This window comes from Planotetraspora sp. A-T 1434 (assembly GCF_025420585.1).
GTDB lineage: Bacteria > Actinomycetota > Actinomycetes > Streptosporangiales > Streptosporangiaceae > JAOEGB01.
Window position 1 is genome coordinate 148,624 of sequence record NZ_JAOEGB010000009.1, and the last position, 12,462, is coordinate 161,085.

Below are 12,462 nucleotides of genomic sequence, written 5' to 3' on the forward strand. Positions count from 1 at the left end.
TCGTCGCTCTTACAGGGGTTGCCCTAATAGTCCCCTCTTACCCGTGCGGATGAAAGACCGCGCGCCGTGTTTGGTTCGTCGCTCCCAGGAGAACGATCATTGGCGAAGGCAAGCCGTACGATCTCGCTTGGCATCACCAGCACGAGTGTAGTTTGGTGAGGTTTGAGCCGGTTTGTAAGTGGTGAGAGCGCTATGCAGAAAAGCCCAGGGCACTGTCGCGCCGGCGGACATCCTTGGGCGGACAAGAGTGTTCCGGTCGCGCGTCGTGGCGCTGAGTAACTAGGGTCTGGCCCCGTGAGAGCAATCCGCAGGTTCACCGTACGCACCGTTCTTCCCGCCCCACTCGCGGCACTTGGCGAGCTGGTCCAGAACCTCCGCTGGTCGTGGCACCCGGAGACCATGGACCTGTTCGCCGAGGTGGATCCCGAGGTATGGGAGCGGGTGGATCACGACCCCGTCGCGCTGCTCGGCGCCGTCGAGGCCGACCGGCTGCGCGAGCTGGCCCAGGACCGGCGTTTCCTCCGCAGGCTGGCGGACGCGGCCGACGACCTCCGCGAGTACATGACCGCCCCTCGGTGGTACCAGTCCCTCGACGGCGCGCCGGCGGCCATCGGTTACTTCTCGCCCGAGTACGGCATCGCCGCCGCCCTGCCGCAGTATTCGGGCGGCCTCGGCATCCTGGCCGGCGACCACCTGAAGGCGGCCAGCGACCTCGGCGTGCCCATCCTCGGCGTCGGCCTGCTGTACCGGCACGGCTATTTCTCGCAGTCGCTGTCGGCCGAGGGGTGGCAGCTGGAGCACTACCCGTCACTCGACCCCGGCGGCCTGCCGCTCACGCTGCTCCGGGAGGAGGACGGCTCTCCGGCCCGCATCAGGATCGGCCTGCCGGGCGCCCGCACGCTGCACGCCCAGATCTGGGTGGCCCAGGTCGGCCGGGTGCCGCTGCTGCTGCTCGACTCCGACGTGGCGGAGAACGACGCGGCGGCCAGGGACGTGACCGACCGGCTCTACGGCGGCGGGGGCGACCACCGGCTCATGCAGGAGCTGCTGCTCGGCGTGGGCGGCGTCCGCGCCCTCCGGGCGTACTGCCGCGTCACCGGCCACCCCGAGCCGGAGGTGTTCCACACCAACGAGGGCCACGCCGGCTTCCTCGGCCTGGAGCGCATCCGTGAGCTGACCGAGGCGCGCCTGTCCTTCGAGGAGGCCCTCGAAGCCGTCCGCGCCGGCACCGTCTTCACCACGCACACGCCCGTCCCGGCCGGGATCGACCGGTTCCCGGCGGAGATGATCGCGCGGCAGTTCGGCGGGGACAACGCCTGGCCGACCGTGGGGGTCGAGCGGATCCTGGAGCTGGGCGCCGAGCCCGACGCAGTGGACGCCGACAAGGCGGTCTTCAACATGGCCGTCATGGGCATGCGGCTCGCCCAGCGGGTGAACGGCGTGTCCGAGCTGCACGGCCACGTCAGCCGGGAGATGTTCCAGGGGCTGTGGCCGGGGTTCGACGTGGACGAGGTGCCGATCGGGTCGATCACCAACGGCGTCCACGCGCCCAGTTGGGTGGGCCGCGAGGTCATGGAGCTCGCCGGCAAGGAGCTGCCCGCGCTGATCGACAAGACCCAGGGCTGGGAGGGCGTGCAGAAGCTTTCCGAGGCCGACATCTGGGCCATCCGCGGCAGGCTGCGGGCCCGCCTGGTGACGGAGGCGCGCAAGCGGATCAAGCGGTCCTGGCGGGAGCGCGGCGCCACGGAGGCGGAGCTGGGCTGGGCCGACGAGGCGCTCGACCCGGACGCGCTGACCATCGGGTTCGCCCGCCGGGTGCCCTCCTACAAGCGGCTCACGCTGATGCTCGCCGACCCGGGGCGGCTCAAGAAGCTGCTCCTCGACCCGGACAAGCCGGTCCAGATCGTCATCGCCGGAAAGGCCCACCCGGCCGACGAGGGCGGCAAGAAGCTCATCCAGCAGATCGTGCGGTTCGCCGACCAGGAGGACGTGCGGCACCGCATCGTCTTCCTCCCCGACTACGACATGGCCCTCGGCCAGCTCCTGGTGACCGGCTCCGACGTGTGGATGAACAACCCGCTGCGCCCGCTGGAGGCCTGCGGCACCTCGGGCATGAAGGCGGCGCTCAACGGCGGCCTCAACCTCTCCATCCGCGACGGGTGGTGGGACGAGTGGTACGACGGCAACAACGGGTGGGCGATCCCCAGCGCCGACGGTGTGGCCGATCCGGAGCGCCGGGACGAGCTGGAGGCGGCGGCCCTCTACGACCTGATCGAGCGCGAGGTCGCCGACCGCTTCTACGACCGGGCCGCCGACGGGCTGCCCCGGCGGTGGCTGGAGATGGTCAAGCACACGCTGAGCTCGCTCGGCCCCAAGGTGCTCGCCGGCCGCATGCTCCGCGACTACGTCGTGGACCTCTACACCCCCGCCGCCCGGTCCGCCGGCGCGCTCGCGGCCGACAACTTCGAGAACGCCCGGCAGTTCGCCGCCTGGAAGCTGCGGGCGAGCAAGGCGTGGCCCGGCGTCCGGGTCGAGCACGTCGAGGCCACCGGGATCGGGGACACCCCCGAGCTGGGGGCGCGCCTGGAGATCCGGGCGACGATCGCCCTGGGCGAGCTGTCTCCGGACGACCTCCAGGTCCAGGCGGCCTACGGCCGCGTGGGGGCGCACGACGAGTTGATCGCTCCCACCTACGCGACGCTGAAGGCCGACTCGGTCGACGACGACGGCCGGGGCTACTACACGGGCGTCCTGCCGCTGGACCGCACGGGAGCCTTCGGCTACACGGTCCGCGTGGTGCCGTTCCACCCGTTGATGGCCTCTCCGGCGGAGCTCGGGCTCATCGCCGTCCCGGAGGAGCCCGTCGGCATGACCAACGGCACGCTGCGATAGGACAGAACGGGTAAGACTCGCGTCGCGGCCCGGGGATCCGGGCCGCGTCCCGCCTGGGAATCCGGCACGCGTGTCCGGCATGCGCGTTCTGGACATGGGGAGAGAGGACACCCGGACCGCCGACACTTTGGGGGAGTGATCAAATGGGGAGCGCGTGGACCTTCCAGGGCCAGCCGGCCGCTTTGGGGGCCACCACGGTGACGCTGATCGAGGGCAACTCGTTCTGTGTCTCCGCGTGGAACGGCGACATCACTCCCGGCGGCCCGCAGGGCGTCTACCACGCCGACACCCGGCTGCTGTCGCGATGGGAGCTCAAGGTCGACGACGTGCCCGTCGAGCCGCTCCAGGTGCTGGGGGCCGAGCCGTACCACGCCGTGTTCCTCGGCCGGACGCGGCCGAGGCCGGGGCGCGCGGAGAGCACCCTGATGGTGGTGCGCGACCGCTATGTGGGCGGTGGTGTCCGCGAGGACGTGACGCTGCGCAACCTCTCGAACGAGCCCGCCGGCTGCGTGGTGGACGTCCATCTCGCGTCCGACGTGGCCGACCTCTTCGAGGTGAAGACGGACCGGGTCACCCACGTCCCTGATGTGGACATGGTCCCGACGGGGAGCAGCCTGCGGATCTTCTCCCCGAGCCGGTCGCGCGGTGTGACGATCACGGCGAGGGAATCCTTCGCCGTGCCCGGCCTGCTGTCCTTCCGGGTGGTTGTGCCCGCGCGGGGCGAATGGAAGACCACCGTCCAGGTGAACCCGATCATCGACGGGGAGGAGTCGCAGGCCTGGTTCTCGGAGCTCCATCCTGTCGACCACGCCGAGCCGGCGGTGCGCCTGGCCGACTGGCACCGGCAGATCCCCGGCGTGATCACCACGCACGCCGGGCTCGCCAAGGCGCTCAGGCGGTCGAGGGAGGACCTGGGGTCGCTGAGGCTGTTCGAGCCGGGCCGTCCCGACGAGCCGCCGACGATCGCCGCCGGCGCGCCGTGGTTCATGACGCTGTTCGGCCGCGACTCGCTGCTGACCTCGTGGATGGCCCTGCCGCTCGACCAGTCGCTGGCTCTGGGCACGCTGCGCCGCCTGGCGAGGCTCCAGGGGACCACGGAGGATCCGCTCACCGAGGAGGAGCCCGGGAAGATCCTCCACGAGCTGCGGTTCGGCGTGCCGACCCGCGCCTCGCTCCACGGCGGCGCCTGCTACTACGGCTCGGTCGACGCCACCCCGCTCTACGTCATGCTGCTCGGCGAGCTGCGCCGCTGGGGCATCCACCGCGAGGCCGTGGAGGGGCTGCTCCCGGCGGCCGACGCGGCGCTGTCCTGGATCGAGAACTACGGCATGCGCCGGGGGCCCTGCGAGGGCCTGCTGTGGTACCGCCGCATGACCGACCAGGGCCTGGTCAACCAGGGCTGGAAGGACTCCTTCGACGGGATCACCTTCGCGGACGGGACCCTGGCCCGCGCGCCGATCGCCGTGGCCGAGGCGCAGGGCTACGTCTACGCCGCCTACATCGCCCGCGGGCACTTCGCCCACGAGATGGGCGACCACGAGGCCGAGCGCAAGTGCGCCGAGCGGGCCCGCCTCATCCGCGAGACGTTCAACGAGCGCTTCTGGCTGCCCGACCGGGGCTACTACGCCATCGGTCTCGACGGCGACGGCAGGCCGATCGACAGCCTGGCGTCCAACATGGGCCACTGCCTGTGGACCGGCATCGTGGACGAGGACAAGGCGGAGTCCGTCGCCCACCATCTGCTGTCCGACGAGATGTTCACCGGTTTCGGCGTCCGCACCCTCGGGTCGGACATGGGTGCCTACAACCCGATGAGCTACCACAACGGGTCGGTCTGGCCGCACGACAACGCTCTGATCGTGGCCGGGCTGATCCGTTACGGCTTCGTCGCGGAGGCCCAGCGGGTCTCCATGGGCCTGCTGGACGCCGCCGAGGCGTTCGGCGGGCGCTTACCGGAGCTGTTCTGCGGCTTCGGCAGGAAGGAGTTTCCCGTGCCGGTGCCGTACCCCACGTCCTGCTCGCCGCAGGCGTGGGCGGCGGCCGCCCCGATCCAGGTGATGCGCTCACTGCTGCGGTTCGATCCATGGATCCCGTACGGCCAGGCATGGGTGGCGCCGGCACTACCCAAAGAAATCGGCGACCTGCGGATCACCGGACTGCCGCTGGCCGGCGCCCGGGTCGATCTTCTGGTCCGGGAGAACGGCGAGACGACGATCAGCGGGGCGCCCGAGGGCATCGAGGTGCACTACGAGCCCCGCCCGCCGGTCAGCATGCTCATAGGACATCGCGGGTAGCCGGGGGACACACGATCTGGAGGTCCCGATGGATGCGACAGACGATAAAAGCGGCTCATGCGACGCGCTGCACATCGCGATGGTGGCACCCCCCTGGTACGACATCCCGCCGCGAGGGTACGGCGGCATCGAGTCGATGACGGCCGACCTGGTCCGCGGCCTGACCCGGCGAGGTCATCGAGTGACATTGATCGGCGCGGGCGACGGCGTCGATCTGCGCACGTACGAGCAGCCGCCCTCCGAGCGCATCGGGGACCCGATCCCCGAGGTGGCGCACGCGGCCAAGGCCGACAGGTTCCTGGAGGGCCTCCGGGCCGACGTCATCCATGATCACTCCCTGGCCGGGCCTCTCGGGGCCCGTGGCAGGTCCGCGCCGACGGTGGTCACCTGTCACGGCCCGGTCACCGGTGAGATGGGGGAGTTCTACCAGGCGCTGAGCGCGACCGTCGCGCTGGTCGCCGTCTCCTGGGCGCAGCGGGCCCACGCCCCCGGCCTGAACTGGGCCGGTCGCGTGCACAACGCGGTGGCCGTGGACACCTTCCCGTTCGTGGACCGCAAGGAGGACTGGGTTCTCTGGCTGGGCCGGTTCAACCCGGACAAGGGCGCCCATCTGGCGATCGAGGCCGCACGGGCGGCGGGCCGCCGCATCCTCCTGGCCGGCAAGCAGAGCGAGGACGTGGAGCGGGCCTACTTCGAGAACGAGGTCGAGCCGCTGCTCGGCCCAGGAGCGGAATACGTCGGTGAGGCCGACGCCGATCTCAAGCGCGAGCTGCTCTCCAGGGCCCGCTGCCTGGTGTTCCCCCTCCAGTGGGAGGAACCCTTCGGCATGATCATGATCGAGGCCATGGCCTGCGGCACGCCGGTCGTCGCGTTGAAGAGGGGATCCGTGCCCGAGCTGGTCGCGGACGGCGTGACCGGCTTCGTCCGCGACGAGCCGCCGGAGCTGCCGTCCGCCATCGAGGCCGCCGGTGAGCTCGACCCCGCCGCCGCGCGTGCCCACGTGGCCCGCCATTTCGACGTCTCGGTGATGGTCGAGGGATACGAGCGCGTCTACCGCAAGGTGATCTCGTCGGAGGAGGTCCGAAAACCCCGGCACCTGTTGCCGGTGGCCGCTGATCTATCGTGAGCCGGGCCAGTGTTACAGGACGGGCCGGTGGAAGGACGATGGTGTCATGAGTGAGTTCGTCAGCGTGGAGATCGCCGACCAGATCGCGACCATCCGGCTGGACCGGCCGAAGATGAACGCGCTCAACCGGCAGTTACAGGAGGAGATCGCCGAGGCCGCCCAGCTGGTCGACGGCGACCCCGGCGTCAACGCGGTGATCCTCTACGGTGGCGAGCGGGTGTTCGCGGCGGGGGCGGACATCAAGGAGATGGCCGTCATGTCCTACGCGGACATGTCCGTCCATTCGCGCGTTCTGCAGGACTGCTTCACCGCCGTGGCCCGGATCGGCAAGCCGGTCGTCGCCGCGATCACCGGGTACGCCCTCGGAGGCGGCTGTGAGCTCGCGCTGTGCGCCGACTTCCGGGTCGCGGGGGAGAGCGCCAAGCTCGGTCAGCCGGAGATCACCCTCGGCATCATTCCGGGCGCCGGGGGGACCCAGCGCCTGCCCAGGCTCGTCGGACCGGCCAGGGCCAAGGACCTGATCTTCACCGGCCGGCACGTCGACGCGGCCGAGGCCCTCGCCATGGGGCTGGTGGACCGGGTGGTTCCCGACAACGAGGTCTACACGGCCGCGTTGGAACTGGCCGCGACCTTCGCGGGCGGGCCGGCCGCCGCCGTCCGGGCCGCCAAGCTCGCGGTCGACCAGGGGCTGGAGGTCGATCTCGACACCGGGCTGGAGATCGAGCGGCTCCACTTCTCCGGCCTGTTCGCCACCGAGGACGCCAGGGAGGGCATGACCGCTTTCGCCGAGAAGCGCCGCGCGAGGTTTTCCGGCAAGTGAGTTCACCGGCCGCCAAAACCGCCGTGATCATGCAGGGTTTCCCGGGAAACCCGGCAACGTGGGATTCCACGGATCGTGATCATGCACCGATTCCGCCGCACGCGGCTTGACCAGGGTCGACACTATTCGTGATCATGCAGCCCGGCGTGCGCTACCCCGGTATGTCTCCGGCGGTGCCTGCTGGCCTGGGTCAAACCCGCACGCCGGCCGGAGAGCCCGAGCCCTGAAGCGGCCAAGGTCAGCCCGGCGATCACCGGCGAGCCGATCGCTCGGGTGAAGCGTCTCGGCTGCTGACACGCGCTCCGGGGTCTCCGATGGTCCGAAACCTGGAGACACGCCGCGGACGTTCCCGCCGGACGCCGTCGCCCGATCCGTGCGAGGGCGGCTGGAATTGCGGCTATCGTGGCGATCCATGATGCGGTTGGTCATGCGGGCACTGGCTCCCTCACGCCTTCGCCGGGCCGTACGGTCCCGGACGGACGCGCGGTATGTCACCAAGACCGACCACCGGCAGGACATCAAGGACACCCTGTGGGAGATCCAGATGCTCCGCCGGGAGGTCGTGGCGCTGCGCGGCGAGGTGGACCGGCTGTGGCAGGCGGTGCAGACCGGGTCGGGCCGGCCGTCTTCCGCCGTCAAGGGCGGCTCCGACCCCCGGGCCGCGGAGGCTCACCGGCTGGCGACCGAGACCGCCGAGGCGCTCGACACGGTGCTCCGGAACGAGGTGCGGATCTGGCAGGCCATCGACGGCCTGTCGGCCCGGCTGCCCGGCGACGGGCACATTGAGCGGGCCCCCGGCGAGGCGCGCATAGGGCAGGTCCCCGCTGCCGGGCCCGTGGGGTAGGCCGCCATGCGCGTGGACTGGACCTCTGACGCCGGCGTCTGGCGGCTGACCTTCCTTCTCGACCCCGAGGACGAGACCACCGGAACCTGCGCCGACGGGCAGCGTCTAGAACTGCGCACCAACACCTGTCACGTACGGCTCCCGCGCACGCGAGAGCCGTACGCGCATCCGGACCTGCTGGCCGTGGCGGCGTGGACGGTGGCCGCCCCGTGGACCAGGCGGAGGGTGACCTTCGATAGGCCGATCTCCGCCGGTCTCGCCGAGGCGTTGCGCACCGGCTGGGGAGTGGACGCCGGGCCGGTCGGCGAGGGGCCGCGGGAGGGGACCCGCCTGGCGATCTCCTACAGTGGCGGCGCGGACTCGATGGCGGTGGCGGACGTCTTCCCGGACGCCCCGTTCGTGCACTTCGAGAGGGTGAGCCACCCCCGGGTGCCGAACCGCTGGACGCACTACCGCTCCGACGTGCTGGCGCGTCTCGCGCGGGAGACGGGCCGTGACGTGACGATCGTCCGCTCCGATCTGGAGTTCGTGCTCGACTTCCCCCGGCCGGGCTACCCCGAGCATCACGCCGTGGCCGCCGGGGCGCTTCTGCTCGCGGACGACATGGACCTGGGCGGCCTGGCGTTCGGCTACGAGCTCGGCTCGCGGTGGCTGGGTGGCGACCGATACCTCCTGCGGTTCACGCCCGACAACCCGATGTGGTCGGCCGAGGGACCGTGGGGCCGCCTGTTCGCCGCGGCCGGGCTGCCGGTCGTACTGCCCGTCGGCGGCGTCAGCGAGGCCGTCACGATGCGCATCGCGCTCGGTTCCGATCTGCGCGAGCAGGTGCGGTGGTGCCTGCGCGGGTCGGGGGACGGCCCGTGCGGGAAGTGCGGCAAGTGCCTGTACAAGGAGCTGATCCAGGCGGCCGTCGAGCGGCGCCCGCTCCGGACCTCCCTCACCGCCGGGAGCGGAGTCGCCCGCCGGTGGCAGGAGCCGCCGCCGTACGGTGGTCAGGAGATGATCGAATACGGCTGCGCGCACGTGCCGGGCATCGAGACCACGCCGTTCGCCAGGGCGGCGGAGCATCTGGGGGCCACCGAGGAGTCAACCCGCTGGCTGGAGCGCTGCTACCCTCCGGCGATCGGCGAGATCCCCGAGCGATGGCGGGGGCAGGTCGAGGCCTACATTTTGGACAACGTGGGCCTGATGACCTCGGACGACGCGCGCCGGGTGGAGACATGGGGGACAAGATGAAGATTTACCTCTCGGTGGACATGGAGGGCGTGACCGGCCTGACCGACCCCGAGGAGATGCACGCGGGCGGCCGGGGCTACGAGCGCGGCTGTGAGCTCATGACGGGGGACGCCAACGCGGTCGTCGAGGGCGCCTTCGACGGCGGGGCGGACGCCGTGCTGGTCAACGACGCGCACGGATCCACCAAGAACCTCAGGGTGGACCTGATCGACCCGAGGGCGACCCTGATCAGGGGTCCGGGCAAGCCGCACCGGATGGGCCAGGGGCTGTCGCGTGACTTCGCGGCGGCCTGCTTCGCCGGCTATCACGCCCGGGCGGGCGTACAGCACGGCGTGCTCAACCACACCTGGATGGGCAAGGAGATCCAGAACGTCTACCTGAACGGCGAGATCTGCGGCGAGACGCGGCTGGTGGCCGGGTTCGCCGGTTCGCTCGGCGTGCCGGTAGCGCTTGTCACTGGCGACGAGGCGGTCTGCGAGGAGGCGCGCGAGCTGCTCGGCGACGTCGAGACGGTCGCGGTCAAGAAGGGCATCGACCGGTTCGCCGCCGAGTTGCTGCCCCCGGTCGTCGCCCAGCGGAAGATCCGCGAGGCGGCCGCCCGGGCCATGGGCAGGCTCGCCGACTTCCGGCCCTACGAGGTCGCTCCGCCGTACACGCTGGGGGTGGAGTGGAACTCCACGGCCATCACGGCGGCGTGCGCGATAGTGCCGGGGGTCAAGCAGGTCGGGCCGAGGGACACGGAGTTCACCACGGACGACTACCACGAGATCATGGCGATCTTCGGGCTCTTCTCCATGATCGGTGGCCGGATCGCGTGCGACAGCGGGGTGTACGGCTGACGCGGTCCTTTTCCTGGCGGTTCACGTTTCGGGGGGAGAGCGGGAGGTGGTGCATGATCACAACGTTTGTCCGGGCTGGCCGGGGTGGCCGCGCGGGAAGGTGTGCATGATCACGGCGTGGGTTTGGGCTGGTCGGGGTGGCCGCGCGGGAAGGTGTGCATGATCACGCCGAGTGGCCCCACCCCCAATACCCCGGACAATACCCCGGACAACGCCCCCAGCACTCCCCGTAGCCATAACGGCGGCCACTCCCACAACATGACGCGGCGAGCGTTACTCGTGGGAGTGGGCGTGGCGGGGGGCGCCGGCGCGATGTACGCCGCCATGGGCGCCCTCGGGCTCGCCCCCGACCGGCAGCAGAAGGACTACGCGCCCCCACAGCGCTCCGACTTCGCCCTCCGGGGCAGGGGAGCGGCCAAGGTCGTGATCCTTGGTGCCGGGGTCGCCGGGCTGGCGGCGGCCTACGAGCTGGGCAAGGCGGGCTACGACTGCACGGTGCTGGAGGCGCGCGACCGGGTCGGCGGGCGGAGCCTCACCCTCCGGGGCGGCGACCGGCTCACCGAGCTCTCCGGGGAGACCCAGGAGGCGCGGTTCGGCGACGGCGTCTACTTCAACGCCGGCCCCGCCCGCATCGCCCAGTGGATGGTCACCCTCGACTACTGCCGCGAGCTGGGCGTCCCCATCGAGCTGTTCGTCAACGACAACCCCAGCGCGTACGTCTACAACGCCGGGATGAAGGCCCCCGTCCGCGCCCGCACGGCACGCGCCGACACCTACGGGTACATCAGCGAGCTCCTCGCGAAGGCCACCAACGACGGCGCGCTCGACAAGCGGCTCACCTCCGGCGACAAGGAGCTCCTGCTCGACCTGCTGTCGGATTTCGGGGACATCGGGCAGCGCTTCACCTACAGCGGATCCGAGCGCAGGGGCTTCCAGGCGAACCCCGGCGCGGACGCCCCCGTGCCGCTCGGCCCCCCGCCCGCCGTCTCCGAGGTGCTGCGGTACGGCCTGGGCCGCTCGGTGGCCTTCCCCCTCAGCTTCGAGCAGGCCATGCCGATGTTCCAGCCGGTGGGCGGGATGGACGCGATCGCGCGCAAGCTCGCCGACGCCGTGGGCCGCGACCGGATCAAGACCTCCGTCGAGGTCAAGAAGATCACCAATGTGCCCGGCGGCGTCGAGATCACGCACAGCGGCGGTTCGACGACGGCCGACTACTGCGTGGCCGCCCTGCCGCCCCACGTTCTGGCCCGGATCCCCGGCAACCTCGGCGCCCAGGTGACCGGCGCGCTGCGGACCCCCCAGCCGGTGTCAGCGGGCAAGATCGGGCTGGAGTACCGCCGGCGCTGGTGGGAGACCGACGACCGAATCTACGGCGGCATCACCGAGACCGACATGGACATCTCCCACATCTGGTACCCGTCGTACGGCTTCCACGGCCTGCGGGGGCTCGTCGTCGGCTACTACAACCTGGGGGCCGACGCCGACGCCTACGCCCGGCTGAGGCACGCCGAGCGGCAGAGCCGGGCGATCGACCGGGGCATGCGGATCCACGGCGGCAAGTACCGCACCGAGATGCTGTCCAGCGTGTCGATCGCGTGGCGGAACCAGCCCCACATCGAGGGGGCGTGGGTGGCCTGGCCCTCCTACGAGAGCGCGTTCCGCCTTCTCCAGGGGCCCGCCGGGCGTGTCTATTTCGCGGGCGACTGGCTCACCCATCTGATCGCCTGGCAGGCCGGGGCCCTGGAGTCCGCCCGTAAGGTGGTCACGCAACTGCACCAGCGCGTGTTGAAGGAGAGCTGAATGCCACTCGACATGCCACTCGACATGCCACTCGACTGGGTTCCGGCCGCCGACAGGCTCGACCTGCTCGCGGAGCCGGTGGCGAAGGCGGTGGCGTCCGCACAGGGCGCGAGAGCGGACGTCAGGGTCGCGGAGATCGACCCGGACCTGGCCGACACGGCCGCGTTCTGCGAGCGGTACGGCGTCGCCATGGAGGACTCGGCCAACTGCGTGATCGTCGCGGGGAAGCGGGGCGGCGAGACGCGGTACGCCGCCGTCATGGTGCTCGCCACCGACCGCGCCGACGTGAACGGGGTCATCCGGCGGCACCTCGACGCCCGGAAGGCGTCGTTCGCCCCGCAGGCCGACGCGGTCGAGATGACCGGAATGGAGTATGGCGGGATCACACCGATAGGGCTTCCCACGGAGTGGCCGGTCCTCGTTGATGAAAATGTGACCCGGCGGCCCTTCGTGGTCATCGGCAGCGGCGTTCGCCGCTCCAAGCTGGCACTTTCCGGTGAGGCGCTGGTGGCGGCGACGGGCGCGGAGGTCCTCGCCCTGACGATCTGACCGTCATTTGGGAAACCGTGTCCCGTTCCCTGACGTTGTGCTGAGCAGGAATGTGGCGCGAT

At 70.9% G+C, this 12,462-nt stretch carries 9 protein-coding genes; all 9 read left to right on the forward strand.

Annotated elements, in window-relative coordinates:
* Positions 1-294: 294 nt before the first annotated feature.
* Positions 295-2,892 (forward strand): alpha-glucan family phosphorylase, encoded by a 2,598-nt coding sequence (gene glgP, locus N5079_RS14090; RefSeq protein ID WP_261584124.1) that lies wholly within the window; start codon positions 295-297, stop codon positions 2,890-2,892.
* Between the two features lie 143 nt (positions 2,893-3,035).
* Positions 3,036-5,186, forward strand: a complete 2,151-nt coding sequence (locus tag N5079_RS14095) for a glycogen debranching N-terminal domain-containing protein (RefSeq protein WP_261584126.1) — start codon at positions 3,036-3,038, stop codon at positions 5,184-5,186.
* 28 nt (positions 5,187-5,214) lie between these two features.
* Positions 5,215-6,312, forward strand: coding sequence for a glycosyltransferase family 4 protein (locus N5079_RS14100; RefSeq protein ID WP_261584127.1), 1,098 nt, complete (start codon positions 5,215-5,217; stop codon positions 6,310-6,312).
* 46 nt (positions 6,313-6,358) lie between these two features.
* Entirely contained in the window at positions 6,359-7,132 is a 774-nt protein-coding gene (locus N5079_RS14105; protein ID WP_261584128.1) for an enoyl-CoA hydratase/isomerase family protein, read from the forward strand.
* Between the two features lie 412 nt (positions 7,133-7,544).
* Positions 7,545-7,976: a hypothetical protein gene (locus tag N5079_RS14110; protein ID WP_261584129.1), complete on the forward strand. Its 432-nt coding sequence runs from the start codon at positions 7,545-7,547 to the stop codon at positions 7,974-7,976.
* Positions 7,977-7,982: 6 nt separating this feature from the next.
* Positions 7,983-9,212, forward strand: coding sequence for a DUF6395 domain-containing protein (locus N5079_RS14115; protein WP_261584133.1), 1,230 nt, complete (start codon positions 7,983-7,985; stop codon positions 9,210-9,212).
* Positions 9,197-10,051 carry a M55 family metallopeptidase gene (locus N5079_RS14120; protein ID WP_261584135.1) on the forward strand — a complete coding sequence of 285 codons (855 nt, stop codon included), beginning with the start codon at positions 9,197-9,199 and terminating at the stop codon, positions 10,049-10,051. The genes N5079_RS14115 and N5079_RS14120 overlap by 16 nt, the downstream gene beginning before the upstream one ends.
* A gap of 291 nt (positions 10,052-10,342) precedes the next feature.
* Positions 10,343-11,851, forward strand: a complete 1,509-nt coding sequence (locus N5079_RS14125) for a flavin monoamine oxidase family protein (RefSeq protein WP_315967831.1) — start codon at positions 10,343-10,345, stop codon at positions 11,849-11,851.
* Positions 11,852-12,400, forward strand: a complete 549-nt coding sequence (locus N5079_RS14130) for a YbaK/EbsC family protein (RefSeq protein WP_261584144.1) — start codon at positions 11,852-11,854, stop codon at positions 12,398-12,400.
* Positions 12,401-12,462 lie beyond the last annotated feature (62 nt).